This window comes from Staphylococcus simulans, from assembly GCF_047037175.1.
Taxonomy (GTDB): Bacteria; Bacillota; Bacilli; order Staphylococcales; family Staphylococcaceae; genus Staphylococcus; species Staphylococcus simulans_C.
This window is the reverse complement of record NZ_CP178241.1, coordinates 1,947,052-1,962,241: the sequence shown is the minus strand read 5'-3', so window position 1 is coordinate 1,962,241 and position 15,190 is coordinate 1,947,052. Positions and strand designations below refer to the sequence as shown.

General features: G+C 38.4%; 17 protein-coding genes. 9 read left to right on the top strand and 8 right to left on the bottom strand.

From position 1 onward, the window contains the following. The first annotated feature begins 84 nt into the window (after positions 1-84). From ACFCT9_RS09505 to ACFCT9_RS09485, 5 genes are all read left to right on the top strand, one after another. Positions 85-1,215 carry a zinc-dependent alcohol dehydrogenase family protein gene (locus tag ACFCT9_RS09505; RefSeq protein ID WP_412518870.1) on the top strand — a complete coding sequence of 377 codons (1,131 nt, stop codon included), beginning with the start codon at positions 85-87 and terminating at the stop codon, positions 1,213-1,215. Positions 1,216-1,377: 162 nt separating this feature from the next. Further along, positions 1,378-2,037 carry a zinc ribbon domain-containing protein gene (locus tag ACFCT9_RS09500; RefSeq protein WP_412518868.1) on the top strand — a complete coding sequence of 220 codons (660 nt, stop codon included), beginning with the start codon at positions 1,378-1,380 and terminating at the stop codon, positions 2,035-2,037. Positions 2,038-2,401: 364 nt separating this feature from the next. Then, positions 2,402-3,301, top strand: a complete 900-nt coding sequence (locus tag ACFCT9_RS09495) for a TPM domain-containing protein (RefSeq protein ID WP_412518866.1) — start codon at positions 2,402-2,404, stop codon at positions 3,299-3,301. Next, the gene (locus ACFCT9_RS09490; protein ID WP_412518864.1) at positions 3,291-3,668 is read left to right on the top strand and encodes a hypothetical protein; all 378 of its coding nucleotides are present in this window, start codon (positions 3,291-3,293) and stop codon (positions 3,666-3,668) included. The genes ACFCT9_RS09495 and ACFCT9_RS09490 overlap by 11 nt, the downstream gene beginning before the upstream one ends. Positions 3,669-3,725: 57 nt before the next feature. Further along, a complete protein-coding gene (locus tag ACFCT9_RS09485; RefSeq protein WP_412518863.1) occupies positions 3,726-4,064 on the top strand; it encodes a hypothetical protein in 339 nt (112 codons plus the stop codon). 110 nt (positions 4,065-4,174) lie between these two features. Here the strand turns inward: ACFCT9_RS09485 and ACFCT9_RS09480 are convergent, their stop codons facing one another. The 6 genes from ACFCT9_RS09480 to cstR all read right to left on the bottom strand — a co-directional run bounded on the left by ACFCT9_RS09480 (position 4,175) and on the right by cstR (position 8,425). After that, positions 4,175-4,654 (bottom strand): thioesterase family protein, encoded by a 480-nt coding sequence (locus tag ACFCT9_RS09480; RefSeq protein WP_412518861.1) that lies wholly within the window; start codon positions 4,652-4,654, stop codon positions 4,175-4,177. A gap of 4 nt (positions 4,655-4,658) precedes the next feature. Then, positions 4,659-5,627, bottom strand: a complete 969-nt coding sequence (locus tag ACFCT9_RS09475) for a 3-hydroxyacyl-CoA dehydrogenase NAD-binding domain-containing protein (RefSeq protein ID WP_412518859.1) — start codon at positions 5,625-5,627, stop codon at positions 4,659-4,661. A 1-nt stretch (position 5,628) separates the two neighbouring features. Then, positions 5,629-6,516 carry a 3-keto-5-aminohexanoate cleavage protein gene (locus ACFCT9_RS09470; RefSeq protein ID WP_412518857.1) on the bottom strand — a complete coding sequence of 296 codons (888 nt, stop codon included), beginning with the start codon at positions 6,514-6,516 and terminating at the stop codon, positions 5,629-5,631. 165 nt (positions 6,517-6,681) lie between these two features. Beyond that, on the bottom strand, positions 6,682-7,212 hold the full coding sequence (locus ACFCT9_RS09465) for a TetR family transcriptional regulator (protein ID WP_412518856.1): 531 nt from the start codon (positions 7,210-7,212) through the stop codon (positions 6,682-6,684). Between the two features lie 197 nt (positions 7,213-7,409). Beyond that, a complete protein-coding gene (locus ACFCT9_RS09460) occupies positions 7,410-8,165 on the bottom strand; it encodes a sulfite exporter TauE/SafE family protein (RefSeq protein ID WP_412518854.1) in 756 nt (251 codons plus the stop codon). Further along, the gene (gene cstR, locus ACFCT9_RS09455; protein WP_412518852.1) at positions 8,165-8,425 is read right to left on the bottom strand and encodes a persulfide-sensing transcriptional repressor CstR; all 261 of its coding nucleotides are present in this window, start codon (positions 8,423-8,425) and stop codon (positions 8,165-8,167) included. The genes ACFCT9_RS09460 and cstR overlap by 1 nt, the downstream gene beginning before the upstream one ends. Positions 8,426-8,576: 151 nt before the next feature. Here cstR and ACFCT9_RS09450 point away from each other — a divergent pair, with 151 nt between their 5' ends. Further along, on the top strand, positions 8,577-9,632 hold the full coding sequence (locus tag ACFCT9_RS09450; protein WP_412518851.1) for a DsrE/DsrF/DrsH-like family protein: 1,056 nt from the start codon (positions 8,577-8,579) through the stop codon (positions 9,630-9,632). A gap of 35 nt (positions 9,633-9,667) precedes the next feature. Next, positions 9,668-11,008, top strand: a complete 1,341-nt coding sequence (gene cstB, locus ACFCT9_RS09445) for a persulfide dioxygenase-sulfurtransferase CstB (protein WP_412518850.1) — start codon at positions 9,668-9,670, stop codon at positions 11,006-11,008. A 77-nt stretch (positions 11,009-11,085) separates the two neighbouring features. Here cstB and ACFCT9_RS09440 read toward each other — a convergent pair whose 3' ends face one another. Then, complete coding sequence (locus ACFCT9_RS09440; RefSeq protein WP_412518848.1) at positions 11,086-11,970, bottom strand: LysR family transcriptional regulator; 885 nt, start codon at positions 11,968-11,970, stop codon at positions 11,086-11,088. A gap of 97 nt (positions 11,971-12,067) precedes the next feature. Between ACFCT9_RS09440 and ACFCT9_RS09435 the strand changes: the two genes are divergently transcribed. Together ACFCT9_RS09435 and ACFCT9_RS09430 are read left to right on the top strand one after the other, a co-directional pair. Further along, on the top strand, positions 12,068-13,096 hold the full coding sequence (locus tag ACFCT9_RS09435; RefSeq protein ID WP_412518846.1) for a ketopantoate reductase family protein: 1,029 nt from the start codon (positions 12,068-12,070) through the stop codon (positions 13,094-13,096). A gap of 17 nt (positions 13,097-13,113) precedes the next feature. After that, entirely contained in the window at positions 13,114-13,851 is a 738-nt protein-coding gene (locus ACFCT9_RS09430) for an acetoacetate decarboxylase (RefSeq protein ID WP_412518845.1), read from the top strand. Positions 13,852-14,098: 247 nt separating this feature from the next. Here the strand turns inward: ACFCT9_RS09430 and ACFCT9_RS09425 are convergent, their stop codons facing one another. Beyond that, positions 14,099-14,947: an S-adenosyl-l-methionine hydroxide adenosyltransferase family protein gene (locus ACFCT9_RS09425; protein ID WP_412518843.1), complete on the bottom strand. Its 849-nt coding sequence runs from the start codon at positions 14,945-14,947 to the stop codon at positions 14,099-14,101. Positions 14,948-15,190 lie beyond the last annotated feature (243 nt).

Below are 15,190 nucleotides of genomic sequence, written 5' to 3'. Positions count from 1 at the left end.
ATATTCATTGTGAGTCTTGAGATGAAATTGAGTATAAAAATTGTACTAAGGGGTAGAGAGAAATAGAAAGAGGGGATGTTAGATATGAAAACAAGAGCAGCAGTATTATATGAAATGGGAAGCAATCAGCCATATAGTCAATCTCAACCATTAAAAGTTGAGGAACTGGAGTTAGAGGAACCTCGTGCACATGAAGTACTGATTAAAATTCATGCTGCGGGTCTATGTCACTCAGATTTATCCGTGATTAATGGCAGTCGTCCTAGACCTATGCCAATGGCATTGGGGCATGAAGCGGCGGGAGAAGTAATACAAACCGGAAGTGATGTACTTGATTTCGAAAAAGGTGACCATGTTGTTTGTGTTTTTATACCAAGCTGCGGACACTGTATTCCCTGTCGTGAAGGAAGACCAGCGCTATGTGAGAATGGAGCAAAATCGAATGAAGAAGGTAAAATGTTAGAGGGTGGAATTAGATTATCTAACAAACAAGGCAAAGTTCATCATCATTTAGGTGTTTCAGGATTTGCGGAATATGCAGTAGTCTCTGAAAACTCAATCGTTAAAATAAATAAAGAAATTCCATTTGAACGTGCAGCAGTCTTTGGATGTGCGGTGATTACAGGCATAGGCGCTGTAATGAACACAGCCCAAATTAGACCTGGCAGTAACGTCGCAATCGTTGGTCTTGGTGGCATTGGTTTAAATGCGATTATAGGAGCTAAACTTGCAGGTGCAAATGAGATAATTGCTTTAGATATTAACGAGAACAAGTTTGATATTGCAAAGGAATTAGGTGCGACTACAGTATTTAATTCAAATGATGAAGAAATAGTAGAGAAAGTAAAAGAGTACGTAGATGGAGGTGTAGAATATGCATTTGAAACAGCAGGTGCAACACCAGCAATGAAAACTGCATATGCGATTACTAAACGTGGTGGTACTACTGTGACAACGGGGTTACCAGATCCAAGTCAAGAATTCGCCTTTCCACAAGTGACACTAGCAGCTGAAGAACGAACTATTAAAGGATCTTATGTCGGCAGTTGTGTACCGGATAGAGATATACCTCGTTTTACAAGCCTTTATCAGAAAGGATTGCTGAATATAAATCCGTTAATCAGTAAAACCTTGCCGTTAGATAAAATTAATGAAGGGTTTGATGAACTCGCAAATGGAGATGCAGGCCGTATTATTATCAAAATGGATGAGTAAGGCTTGTGTTTTACGTGAAACTTTAATGCACTTCAGCAAAAAACTGAAGTGCTATTTCTTATTCTTTAACAACTTTACAGTTTCTTAAAACGTTTTATGTAGAAAGTTATTGAAAAATTAAATATAATTGAGTTGTAAAAAAGATTTATCGGAGGAAGGAATATGGGAAAATACTGTACAACATGTAAAAATGCGTTACAGTCTAGTGAAGCTTTTTGTACTCATTGTGGTACACCTAGTCAATTTTCTCGTTCAGAGGTATTACATCAACAAGAAGATAGAAGTAAAATTAAAACTTTTATTTGGTGTAGTGTACTCGTATTTGTATTCTTAGCTCTGATCGTTGGACTATTCTATGGTGTGTTTGCGTTTTGGATGAATCAAGTGGGGAAAGCACAGCCTAGAGACTCACATTTGCCACCTACCCATAAAGTAGAGATTGATGTAAACTCACCTATGTTCAGTCAAGGTTACATGCATACACCTAATACAGAGGGGTATGAAGGTTTTGAAATAGGGGAAACCAAAAGTGCGATAGAGAAAGAATATGGTCGTGCAGAAGGTGCGAAAACAATTGATGGCAAGAAAGCTGAATTATACGGCAATATCGGTGTCAGTTATAATTCGGACAATCAAGTCAATCATGTGTTTGTAGTACCGGGAGAAATGACAAAAGATGACTTCACGGACTTTCATAATGCGCCAGATGAGATTTCAAACGGTGTTTGGTATTATGACACGAATAAAGCCAACGGCTTTTCAATCAAAGTGTATACGTCTAAAAATGAAATAGAAGCCATTGAAAACATCATGCAAAGATAGATGTGAAACAGTGAAAGTAGGAAACCTTGCCTAAGGTTAAAGCGCCTGAACAGAGAGTTCATGGCGCTTTTTTAATATATCAGGTCAGACTGAAGTTTGTCTGAAGTTAGAGATGCGGACGTCTTAGAAGTTTTGGTGTTATGCACTTTCGGATGTATTTATGATTAGAATGTTTTAGTAAGACAACAGTGTATATGTTGCATCGCAAATTCAAGGCTTTAAGCAGAGTGTTGAATACGACATTGTGTTGTTTTACACTGAATAATATAGATTTTAATTAGAACGTTGCATTAAAACAATGAACTTGTGATACATAAAATTAATTTGAATGCGTTACTTTAATCAATTGGACAGGAGCGTACAGATGAAAAGACTTCTTAGATTTGTTATATCGTTTTTACTACTGAGTGTTATTTTTAGCCTGCCAACCTATGCATCAACGAAACCTTTGCCTGAATTAGATAGAAGCCACCTCTATATACAAGACCATGCCCATTTATTAAGTGATGGTGAAATACAAGAATTAAATCAACTTGGACAGCGTCTTGAAAGAGAAACAGGTATTGAAATGCTTATGGTCACGATGGATGAAGTAGATGAGCCTAGAAGGGACTATGCGTTACGTCTTTTACGTGAATATGGTGTAGGTAAGAAAGAAGTTAATAATGGAATTGTGATTTTTTTGAATCTGGATAAAGCAAATCATGGTTCTGACCGGGGTGTTGACATACAAATTGGTTATGGATTAGAGGGCTTTTTTAATGATGCCAAAGTAGGAAATATCATCGATAATAACGGGTTGTCAGAATTTGAAAAAGGAAAGTATGACAAAGGGTTAATGAAGCTGTATAAAGCGATGTATGGTTATAGTTTTTCGTCAGGTCAATCTTATACGAAAGATGAAGTATGGCCAATGAGTTGGATAAGTACGGTCATCAATGATCTTAAAACATTTCCTTATAAAGGATGGAACGGTATTTCAAGTTACATCTTACCTGGTTTCCTGTTCATCGCATCTATAGGGTTCTTGATTGTGGGTATTATGTTTATGAAACGTTGTTTGACTGAAAATATTGAACAGGTCATACGTGAAGAATTAATAGACAAAGAAAGGGAGAAATACCGGCCCAAAACCACAATACGTTCCGGTAACGCAAAATTTGGTTCAAGTGATGGAACAAGTAGTGGCTTTGGTTCTAGCAGCTCTTCTGATAGCTTCGGCGGCGGTAGCGGTGGCGGAGGAGGTGCTGGTCGTGACTTCTAAGAAGCTTATTTTAATGATTGTGTCATTGCTTTTAGTATTGTTTATCGCAGTTCAACCTATAGATGCTGCAGAACACTTTGGTGGAAGTGAAAATAAAGAAACCAGTCATTACAACCAGGATGAAGGTATTACTTTAGGAACACATGCTATTTTAGTTATTACTTCTCTAGCCATATTAGCGTGTGCCTCGGTGTTGTTTTTATCTGAAGATAAAGTCACAGAAATGAGAAAGCGCAGATATATAAAACAACATGGCATGCCTAAGATTGAGATTGAAGATGTGCTTCAGAAATATCCAAATATCAGAAAAAAAGTTGAAAAGAAAATGAAAGAAGAACAAGAGGCACAAAAGAAGAATGAATCATAAGACCAGTATGTTAATGTTATGATTAGATAAACTAATTTAGAATGGAGCGTTGAATTTATGGACAATGAAGAATTAGAATCTAAACTCTTATTGATTAAACAATCTATTGACGCTTTACAAGAAGAATTAGCTCCAGATTTAAAAACTAAGGATTTAGTTTTGCTGCGCTATTGGTATCAAAGTGATGAAATCAAAGCACTGGATCAATATTTCATGCGTTTAACATTAAACAATCATGTTGTGACTAAAGAAGGATTTACAAATAAGTTATGTGAAATAAGAGAGGTGCCAGAGATACCTGACAGACAAGTTAATGATATTTTAGAAGGCTATAGGAACAGTGATTTATATGTTGATTTAATCAATAGCATTTTAAATACTAAAAATGAGTCTTAATTACTAAAAGGTCCACTTACGTTTTATCGCAAGTGGACCTTTTCTATCTATATGAAACCCGTTTAGGGTGTTATGCAAATTGTGATATTAATCGTTTCGTAGTGCTTCGTTTATTTCTTACGTTTAATACCGATTTGACGACCAAGTTCTTTGGGTTGGTCTAATCCTTCTTTATCTATTAGTTCAGCATCTTGTTCAATATTTTGTGCGATGTCTTCAGGGAAAGGTGCAGGGCGACCTGAGTCTGTATCAATGCCCATCAACATGACTTCGTATGTTGCGCACACATCTTGTGCTTGGTCATACAATGTCATGAATGCATGAAGGCGTTTTGCATCGTGATCAACGAGTTGAACCGTGACTGTTAATGCTTCATCTTTATTAACTTCTTTTTGATACGTTTCATGATTTTCTAATGTGAAGACTGTGTAATGGCGTCTTTCAATTTCTGATTCGCTTAAACCTAAATATGCGAGATAGTCATCTGTCGCATTACTGAAGACGCGGTTGTATTCAGCGTCATTCATATGGTTATTATGATCGAGCCATTCGTCTTTTACTGTCGTTTGGTACGTAAATAATTGTGTCAAAGTCTTATACCCCCTGTGTTTGAGGTTGACGTTTCTTCATACCAGGTGTTTCACTTGGCCAGTATTCTTCCGCAAGTTTTTTAACTTTTACTAAGAATTCATTACGTTTTTGGTCTAGTTCTGACATTGTGTAGCCTTGTGAGCTTGTTTCGCATCCTTCAACAACTGCATTGTATAAATCGGTTGTAAGTTCTGGTGCTACTAATTTAGTCCAAGGTTTCTTAAGTGCTGGACCGAATTGTTTTAACATATGACGCATACCGCCATTGCCGCCTGCTAAGTGGAATGTCATGAATGGTCCATATTGTGCATAGCGTAAGCCAGCTGCGTGTGTGAAGGCTTTGTCGACTTCTTCAGTTGTCGCAATGCCGTCATTAACGATGTGCAACGCTTCACGCCATAAAGCTTCCATAAGACGGTCAGCAATGTGTCCTTCAATTTCGTTACGTACGTGCAACACATCCATGCCGATACTTTCATAATAATCTTCAGCCTTAACGACTGTGTCTTCTGAAGTTTCTTTACCTGGCACAATTTCAACTAAAGGTAAGATATAAACAGGGTGGAATGGGTGTGCAACCACTAAGCGTTCTGGGTGTTTTAATCCTTCTTGTAATTCAGAAGGCATAATACCTGAAGTACTTGAACCGATGATTGCGTCAGGACGAGCATATGTGTCGATTTCTTTTAAGACACTTGCTTTGATTTCTTCAACTTCTGGTACATTTTCTTGGATTAAATCTGCATCTTGTACAGCTTCATCTAAATGAGGTGTGAAAGTCAGATTATCTAATGATGCACCTTCAGCTAAGCCCATTTCTTCAGCGTATGGCCAATTTTGTTTGATTTGTGCCATCATCGCTTCTTGTGCGCCTTCACCTGGATCAGTTGCGACCACTTCGTGGCCGTGCGCAAGCATACGTGTAATCCAGCCGCTGCCGATGACGCCTGTTCCTACTACTGCAAACTTCATTTTATTTGCCTCCTTTTGGTTGTGTTAAGTTGTATTTTTCACGCGCTTCTTGCGGTGTCATAGGTTCCATATCTAAACCTTTTAAGATTTCTACAGCTTTTTCTACAAGTGCTTCATTTGTCGCTTTAACACCTTTTGATAAATAGATGTTATCTTCTAAGCCGACACGTACGTTGCCGCCGCGTTTTGCAGCTTCTTCTACTGTAGGCAACTGCATTTTACCGATACCGAATGCTGACCAATGTGCATTTTCTGGTAAACGTGTTTTGAAGTATTCGATTGTTTCTGCATCATTATCTGCACCCCATGGAATTCCTAGGCAGAATTGATACATCGGTTCGCCTTCGATCAAACCTTCAGAAACTAATTGGTTTGCGAAACGGATATGACCGCTATCGAAACATTCTAATTCAGGTTTCACGCCTGCATCTTTAATTAATTGTGCTTGACGGCGTAACCAATCTGTCGGGCTGATATAAACCATATCTCCGAAGTTGACACTGCCGCAGTCTAGTGTACAAATTTCTGGTAATAATTCGCCGACTGGCTCATGACGTTCATCTGGTGTTTGGATATCTGAACCTTCTCCAGCTTGATAAGGGTTCTGCATATCTGGGATGAAGTCACCGCCGCCGCCTGCTGTAATGTTAATGACGATATCTTCATCTGCTTCACGGATTAAACGGACAGCTTCTCTATATAATTCAACATCATGACTCACGCCGCCTGTTTCTGGATCTCTTGCGTGGATATGTGCAACAGTTGCGCCTGCACGTGCACATTTAATTGCTGAATCTGCAATCTCTTCAGGTGTTACGGGTACATGTTTATTTTTTTCAGTTGTGTCGCCAGCGCCTGTAATCGCTGCTGTAAGCATCACTTTTTTCATGAATTCTTTTCCCTCCGAGTTTTAATGATTTTGTTTCGTTAATTTTTTCAACGTTTGTTAGTGTACCAACTGGACGGTTTTATTTCAACCCTTAAACTCAACAAAAATAAAAAAAGAGAGACTCTTTTAATCAGAGTCTCTCATGACAAGGGTTTGCGCCTATATTTATTTACTGCTTAATGCTTTTAAACGATCTAAGACAGCTTCTCGCATGTCTTCATCGATAGAAGTTAATCCGAAAATTTCAGAAAGCCATAGCCCATCTACAGCTAAACGATAGATGGTCGCATCAACCGCATCTAAGCCATCTGCTTCAATGTGGCTTTGCCAATCTTGATAGGTATCTTGTAAGGGGCCGAGCAGATTACGGTCGTTGCCTTGTGCTGCTAGAATGGCAGAAGTCACAGCTTTGTTTTCCTTGCGATGTTCACGTGTCGCCTCAATAAAGGCATGAATCCATTTGTTTTCTATGCCATCTTCAATATAGTGATTGACATTTTCTTTATAAAGTTCATTCGCATGGTTTACCAATCCTTGAATTAAGGCTTGTTTTGTATTGAAATGATAAAGCAATCCGCCTTTGCTCACTTCTGCACGTTGTGCAACGGCATCGAGTGTTAAACTACTGACACCTTGCTCATTCACAATATCGGCTGCTGCTCGTAATAACATCTCTCGCTTTTGATTCTTAGCCATTATTTCACCACTTTCTATATAGCTTGGTCATTTAACGTTACACTATTAATTTTAGCGTAAAACTGCTCAGAAACAAGTTTAACCCTGAGACTTTATGTGGAGGGGAGGGTTCAATTTATTTTGTCGTTTACTGTTTACCCTGTGACCTATAGGAATAAATAAAAAAACCAAGCTCTGTTGAGAACTCGGCAGCTCTATTAAAAGATTAATTGAATGACGGCGATGATAATTAAGATACTGATAATCCATTTTTGAACGATACTTGGCAGTTTCTTACCAATCATTAAACCAATCGGTGCGAAGATAATACTGCCGATAACTAAAGGAATCGCATCTGTGATAGGAATAAAGCCTTGAAGCAGTTTAATCACAAATGATCCGATAGATGAAATAAACGCGATGACAATACTGTTTGCGACGACGGTATTCATCGGTAATTTAAAGAACACTAACAGGACTGGAATAATCATAAATGAACCGCCTGCACCCACAATGCCGGAAATGGCCCCGATACCAAGACCGAATGCGATAAGCAAGAAACGATTCAGATGTGGTTTGCCTGCTTGAGGTTCTACTTTAATAAATAATAAGACTAATGCTAGTATTGCGACGACAATATAAACGCTGTTGACCGCAGTCGTGCTGAACCATTGTGTGAAGAAGGCACCGATGGTACTGCCGATGAGTGTGCTGGCACCCATATAGAGCACGAGTGTTAACGAGAACTCTGGATTGCTTTTCGCTTTAAGTGATCCGCTCAGTGTACTAAAGAAGACCTGGCTGGATGCGAGTCCTGAAACGAGATAGGGCGTGTATGTGTGAAGGCCTAACAGGCTTGGGATAATAAGAATTGCCGGATAGATAATGATGGCACCGCCAATACCGACCATCCCTGAAATTAAGCCGCCAAACACCCCGATCAGAAGCATCGTTATTAAAGTCATGGTAGCCATTATTTACTTTTCACAAGCAAGTTGATTGCTTCTTCAATTAAAGCTTGTGAGTCTTCGTTGTTATCTTCTGCTGCTTTAACGCATTCTACTAAGTTTTCGCTGACAATCACTGCCATTAAACGTTGTAGTGCACTTTTAGAAGAACTGAGTTGTGTAATAACGTCTTTACAATTTTTATCTTCTTCCATCATTTTAACAACGCCATTCAATTGTCCTTGGATTCGTTTAATTCGATTAACCATTTTTTGATCATAATTCATTCACTATACCCCCATGATAAAGTCTGAATAACTTTATTGTAGTGTGTAAAAGAAATTTTGTCAAATACCCATGGGGGCATTTGACTTTTATTTAGAAAGGACTTACTATACCCCTATAGGTATTTTTAAAAGGGAGGCAACACAGGAGGATATGAAAACACAACACATCAATGCATTAAGTCAGAAAGACTTTAAAACTTTCGCAAACAATGGACAATTAATAGATGTCAGAACACCAGAAGAATACGCCGAGGGGCATATTGAAGGTGCAGAATTATATCCAGTAGACCAAATAGAACAATTCGATAAACAGAAAGATAGAACGTACTATATTTACTGCAGAAGCGGCAGACGCAGTCAAACCGCCGCAGAATATTTAGAGAAAAAAGGTTACGACGTTGTGAACTTGGACGGCGGTTATGTGGCGTATAGTGAAAACAACGACAATACAGAAGTGACAGAAAGTACAGACACAACAGTGAAAGACAATCGCAAACAACTCAACTACAGCGGTTTACAATGTCCTGGGCCAATTATGAATTTAAGCCAAGAAATGAAACAACTTAGTCCAGGTGATCAAGTAGAAGCAACTGTCACTGACCCAGGTTTCTACAGTGATATTCAAAGCTGGGTGAAACAAACAGGTAATACCCTAGTACGTATTAATCAAGATGAAGGTAAAGTCACAGCGATTATCCAAAAAGAAGCACCGAAAGCAATGGAAGTTTCACATTCTAAAAACGGTACGACAATCGTATTATTCAGCGGCGAACTCGATAAAGCCTTAGCGGCGTTGATTATCGCAAATGGTGCCAAAGCCGCAGGCCGTGATGTTTCCATCTTTTTCACTTTCTGGGGACTCAATGCGTTGAAGAAATCAAATCCAGCGAATGTGAAGAAAAAAGGTATCGCTAAAATGTTCGACATGATGTTACCGAAATCACCAGTGAAAATGCCGCTATCTAAAATGAATATGTTCGGTTTAGGCAACGTCATGATGCGCTATGTTATGAAAAAGAAAAATGTAGATTCCTTAACGACATTACTCGATAAAGCCATCGAACAAGATATTAAATTGATTGCTTGCACCATGAGTATGGATGTTATGGGCATCGAAAAAGAAGAATTACGTGATGAAGTGACTTACGGCGGTGTCGGCAGCTATATCGGCGACACACAAAACGCGAGCCACAACTTATTTATCTAAAGAGAGAAAATCCAAATAAGTAAAGGAGTTTTAGCATGTTTTTCAAACAATTTTATGATCATCAATTATCACAAGCGTCTTATTTAATCGGCTGTCAACGTACAGGAGAAGCCATGGTAATTGATCCAGTACGCGACTTATCTAAATATATCGAAGTCGCAGATGCGGAAGGTTTCACAATTACCAAAGCAGCTGAAACCCACATTCACGCTGACTTTGCATCAGGTATTCGTGATGCGGCAGCACGTTTAAACGCACAGGTGTATGTCTCAGCGGAAGGCGGAGACCAATTCGGCTACAAGAATATGCCGGAAAATACAACATTTGTGAAAGGGCGTGACCATATTGGTGTCGGCAATATTGATATCGAAGTGTTGTTCACGCCTGGTCATACACCAGAAAGTATCAGTTTCTTATTAACAGATAAAGGCGGCGGCTCTTCTGTACCTATGGGTCTCTTTACAGGTGATTTTATCTTCGTAGGCGATATTGGCCGCCCAGACTTACTAGAAAAAGCCGCACAAGTTGAAGGGACAACAGAAATAGGTGCGAAACAAATGTATGACTCTATTCAGTCTGTTAGCAACTTACCAGACTCTATTCAAATTTGGCCAGGTCATGGTGCCGGCAGTCCATGCGGTAAAGCACTAGGTGACGTTCCAACATCTACACTTAGCTATGAACGCGTCAATAACTGGGCATTCAATGTGAATGACAAAGCAGCGTTCGTGAAACAACTGACTTCAGAACAACCTGACCCTCCACACCATTTCGGACACATGAAATATATCAATCAAAATGGTACAGACCTTTACGCACCTTATGAAGTGTATCCAAGTTTAGATTCAGACCGTCTCGCATTCGATGTACGTTCACGTTCAGCCTATCATGGCGGGCATGAATACGGCACAATTAATATTCCGTTTGATAAAGGCTTTATTAATCAAATCGGCTGGTATCTTGATTACGACAAAGGCATCGATTTAATTGGTGACCGTGACCTCGTTCAACAAGCCGCATATCAACTTCAACTCATCGGCTTTGACCGTGTCGCAAGTTATCGTTTACCTAAATACGATGTCATGACATCTTCAGTTCATAGTCAAGTTATGACAGGTGAAGAGGAAAATGTCTTAGATGTACGTAACGATGATGAATGGAACGCAGGTCATCTAGACCAAGCCCAACACATCAAACACGGTAAATTATTAGATGCGGATATCCCATTTGATAAAGATGCGCCAATCTATGTACATTGCCAATCAGGTGTACGTAGTTCTATCGCAGTGGGTATCTTAGAAAACAAAGGGTTCAGCCATGTCATCAACGTCAGAGAAGGTTATAAAGATATACCGGAAACGCTGAAACAATCATAAAATTTAATCAATAAACACAAAAGCCGGACACTCGGAATAAGGGTGTTCGGCTTTTGTGTTGGGTTAGAATTCAATCATTAAATGATATAGTGATTCGCATTACTCTTAAAATAGTCTTCGATAAATTGATACAGGTTTAAATCTGCATCGCTGAGGGGTGTGTCTTTTAATGTACTGAGATAAATCGTGTTTGAAATGATTAAGTTCGGATCTTCAATATAAGGTAAGTTTAATTCGCGACACATTGAAATGGGTAAAAAGCAGAAATTTGTACGTTCTTTCAACAATGTGTGCATGAAAAGGTCATCGACGTAATTGGCGTTGTTGACCTTTATATTTTTATAATCCAAAAAGGACTGTAACACAGCATTGTATTCTTCATTGTGAGAAGAAAACAGAAAGGATTTATAAATTGAATCATCGTACAAACCCTTTGTGGACAAGGTATAATCATACTTTTTAGGATAAGTCAGAACGATGTCTTCGTTAATCAGTTTATTACATTCTATTCTAGGGTGTGTTAATTTAATAGAGTTGAGCGCAAAGCTGATATCATGTGACAGCAACTTTTGAATAATGGCACGATTGTCAGTCACTTCCATATTATATTTATTTTCAGGATGATTTTTGACATATGTCTCGAATGCGCCATACATTAAGCGTGCATGGGAAGATGCAAAATGAATGGTACGTGTTTTAACGGCATCATTTTTCTGCATTACTTCGGTTATGCGATTGAGTTCATTGAAGATACGGTTAACTGATTTTAATAAGAGATGTCCATTTTCAGTGAGTTCAATTGACCGTCCTTTCTTTATAAACAGCGTAGTATTCAATTCTTTTTCTAGTTTTTTAATCGTCATACTTAAAGCGGGTTGACTGATATAAAGCTCTTTAGCGGCTTGTGTATAATTCAAACTTTCAGCAACTTGCTTAAAGTATTTTAAGTATAAAAATTCCATAAATCCTCCTATAAACCCAGACTTATAGTACTATCACTTTTATATATTATTATATATACCTTTTTGGTCGTATAATAACACTACGAGGTGATGAAAAATGAATGTAGCAGTTTATGGGGCAGGTTCGCTAGGAACAATTATGGGGGCGTTCCTTTCTGAATCTGATGCTGATGTTGATTTGATTGACGTCAACGAAGAACATGTGAACAAATTGAATGAAGATGGGGCACATGTCGTTGGCGAAACAGATTATCATCACTCAGTAAATGCATTAACACCTGATCAAATCGACAAAGAATATGACGTCATCCTATTGTTAACGAAACAAGTGTTCAACAAAGATGTAATCCCGAAAGTCAAAGACATATTGAAATATAATGGAACAGTTGTTTCGTTACAAAATGGTATTCCTGAAGAGTTAATTCAAGAAGTCATTCCAGCAGCCAATATCGTAGCGGGTTCTGTAGAATTCGGTGCTACTTTTGAAGGCCCAGGGGTTTCTCGTTTAACTACTGAATTTGAAACATTTAAAAACAATGCGATTCAAATCGGAGAGTTAGATGGAGCAATCACTGACCGTACAAAGATGGTTCAACGCACGCTAGAACCTATTGGCGGTATTTCAGTTTCAGATAACCTGCTAGGTACTAAGTGGACGAAATTAATTATTAATAGTGCACTGAGCGGTATGTCAGCCGCAACCAACGGTACCTATGGAGATGTTATGGATGATAAAGTGGGTCAAAAAGCTGCGCTTTATGCGATGAATGAAGTGGTTGAAGTAGGCCAAAGCAACGGCGTTAAGTTCGAACAGTTAAGTATCTTTGACCCAAAATACTATGCGGTGATTAAAGATGAAACAGACCAAATTGAGACAATGAGAGAAACGTTGAAATCTTCAAGAGGCATTGAAGCGAGTATGTTACAAGATTTAAGAAAAGGTAGAGTCACTGAAATTAATTATATTAATGGGGCAGTCACAAAAATTGGTAGAGAAAAAGGGGTCGCAACACCTGTCAATGATCTTATTGTAGATATCGTTTCTGAGGCACAAAATAATAAAGCTGTACCTGATTTCCACGAAAGTATGAAACGCTTTGAGTCATTATTTAACGAATCCAATTAAAGGGGAGCTTGAGCTCTATGAATAACGAAGGGGTTAAAAATATATCAGCCACGCCGATAAATGCGCCTGTTTATCCGATGGCTGAGGTTTATTTCAAAAATAGAGAGTATCTTAATATCATATATGAAACAGATAGAGCAGCTTTAGAAGCAGTTGTGCCTGAGCCACTAAAAGTCAAAAGCAATCAAATTAAATTTGAAGTTATTAATATGCCGGACAGTACCGGTTTAGGAAGTTATAAAGAAGCGGGACACGTGATTCCCGTAGAGTACAATGGAGAAGAAGGCGAGTTCTACCTTTCAATGTATGTTGATAACCAAGCCGCAATCGCAAGCGGCAGAGAAGTTGCTGCTTTTCCTAAAAAAGCAGGTAAGCCTAATTTATATACTGATAATGATACGCTTGTCGGAACATTAGATTATAATTCTTTACGCGTTGCCCAAGCCACAATGGCGTATAAATATTATAAAATGTCAGACAAAGCAGCCTTGGACGAAATAACAATGCCACAATTCATGTTAAAGTCTGTAAGAGATTATGATGGAAGTTTAATACGTTGTGAATTAACTAGAAGCCAGATTACTGACATTGAATTGGTAGAAGCTTATAGAGGGCCAGCACGCTTACAACTATTTGAACACGTGATGGCACCGCTCGCTGATTTTCCTGTAAAGAAAATTGTTGATGCGAATCATATTATCGCTCACTTATCTTTAGGCCAACCAAGACCGGTCTATGATTATTTAAAATCGTAATTTATGCTTCTTTAAGGGTTTGCGGCATAAATTACACACAATAAAAAAGAGACATGGAACATCCCTCCAGTCTCACGTATAACACAAATATATTCCGATAAAAGTTTGTAGTAGTAGTTAGTAACAAGTTGAACTGAATTCTATTTATTTTTCCACGGGCAAGATTTCTGTATTTAACAGGAGTCTTGCCTTTTTAATTTGTAGATTGTTTTCAATAACTTTATTCTGGTCATCACACGAGGAGAGGTTAGAGTGTTGGACCTTTAGTTATCTCAATACGCCAGTCATTTCCTGTGCCGATATGATAGAGTTCAGAGAATGAGTTTTGATTAACCGCAACCCCAATATTAACGAGTGAGTTGATGTAAATTAAAGGTTCGCCGATTTTGACGTCCGCAAAAGAACGTACGAATTTCAGGATGTTTTGATACACTTTGTTTTCGTTGTTATAGATAGTTACAATAAGCTTGTCTCCGTGGTGGATGTCATTTGTTTTAAAGTATGACAATGGGATGTTGGTCCATAGAGAGCCGAAGCGGACATCTAAAATATCAATGTAACCGATGAGTGTATCGCCTTCTTGTCTTGAGTCGTTGATAGGTAATTGCTTGATAGACTCTAAAGCAATGGGTTTACCTAAGTCTTTAAACTGAATTTGGCCAGCAGCTAAGCGAGTACCATTATAAGCATAAATGTCACGACCATGGAAGGTATGACTTTCTTCAGAATGAGGCAAACGACTTTTGACTTCATCTATCGCAATGACAGCTTCAATGCCTTCATAATGTAAGATATGCGTTAATGAACCATTGTCTGGTGTAATGATATAGTGACCTGTTTTGGTTAGACAAGCGATACTTCTGCGGTCACTTCCGACACCAGGATCCACGACAGAAACAAAGACTGTGCCTTTCGGCCAGTATTTCACAGTTTGATAGAGCCGGTAGGAAGCAACCCAAATATCGTAGGGTGGGATATTATGCGTTAAATCACTGATAAAGATTTGATCACTCACCATACGTGCGACACCTTTCATTGCGCTGACAGCACCGTCTTCTATACCAAAATCTGATTGTAAAATTAAGTTGTTACTCATCTTTATTCTCTCCTCTAATGCGTGATTCTTCAGATGACGGACCAATTATTTAAAAAGTCTGAAAACTTTGAAGTGTATGCTTATATTATGCCCTTTTAATATGAAAGTCAATATCGATATAAAGAGTTCAAACATGATAATAAAAAGAAGAATGGGAAAACATCATATCTATATAGATTGTTTCATTTAATTCTTTCGAGTTTTACAATTAATATGAGGCTTAGACCAATAAAAAAAGGTGAA

What these genes read in the sequence shown, in the direction of transcription:
- ACFCT9_RS09450 (WP_412518851.1), top strand. Translation starts at nt 8,577, where the DNA reads ATGAAAACACAACACATCAATGCATTAAGTCAGAAAGACTTTAAAACT.
- ACFCT9_RS09425 (WP_412518843.1), bottom strand. Translation starts at nt 14,947, where the DNA reads ATGAGTAACAACTTAATTTTACAATCAGATTTTGGTATAGAAGACGGT.
- ACFCT9_RS09475 (WP_412518859.1), bottom strand. Translation starts at nt 5,627, where the DNA reads ATGAAGTTTGCAGTAGTAGGAACAGGCGTCATCGGCAGCGGCTGGATT.
- ACFCT9_RS09495 (WP_412518866.1), top strand. Translation starts at nt 2,402, where the DNA reads ATGAAAAGACTTCTTAGATTTGTTATATCGTTTTTACTACTGAGTGTT.
- ACFCT9_RS09470 (WP_412518857.1), bottom strand. Translation starts at nt 6,516, where the DNA reads ATGAAAAAAGTGATGCTTACAGCAGCGATTACAGGCGCTGGCGACACA.
- ACFCT9_RS09485 (WP_412518863.1), top strand. Translation starts at nt 3,726, where the DNA reads ATGGACAATGAAGAATTAGAATCTAAACTCTTATTGATTAAACAATCT.
- ACFCT9_RS09465 (WP_412518856.1), bottom strand. Translation starts at nt 7,212, where the DNA reads ATGGCTAAGAATCAAAAGCGAGAGATGTTATTACGAGCAGCAGCCGAT.
- cstB (WP_412518850.1), top strand. Translation starts at nt 9,668, where the DNA reads ATGTTTTTCAAACAATTTTATGATCATCAATTATCACAAGCGTCTTAT.
- cstR (WP_412518852.1), bottom strand. Translation starts at nt 8,425, where the DNA reads ATGAATTATGATCAAAAAATGGTTAATCGAATTAAACGAATCCAAGGA.
- ACFCT9_RS09460 (WP_412518854.1), bottom strand. Translation starts at nt 8,165, where the DNA reads ATGGCTACCATGACTTTAATAACGATGCTTCTGATCGGGGTGTTTGGC.
- ACFCT9_RS09430 (WP_412518845.1), top strand. Translation starts at nt 13,114, where the DNA reads ATGAATAACGAAGGGGTTAAAAATATATCAGCCACGCCGATAAATGCG.
- ACFCT9_RS09505 (WP_412518870.1), top strand. Translation starts at nt 85, where the DNA reads ATGAAAACAAGAGCAGCAGTATTATATGAAATGGGAAGCAATCAGCCA.
- ACFCT9_RS09435 (WP_412518846.1), top strand. Translation starts at nt 12,068, where the DNA reads ATGAATGTAGCAGTTTATGGGGCAGGTTCGCTAGGAACAATTATGGGG.
- ACFCT9_RS09440 (WP_412518848.1), bottom strand. Translation starts at nt 11,970, where the DNA reads ATGGAATTTTTATACTTAAAATACTTTAAGCAAGTTGCTGAAAGTTTG.
- ACFCT9_RS09500 (WP_412518868.1), top strand. Translation starts at nt 1,378, where the DNA reads ATGGGAAAATACTGTACAACATGTAAAAATGCGTTACAGTCTAGTGAA.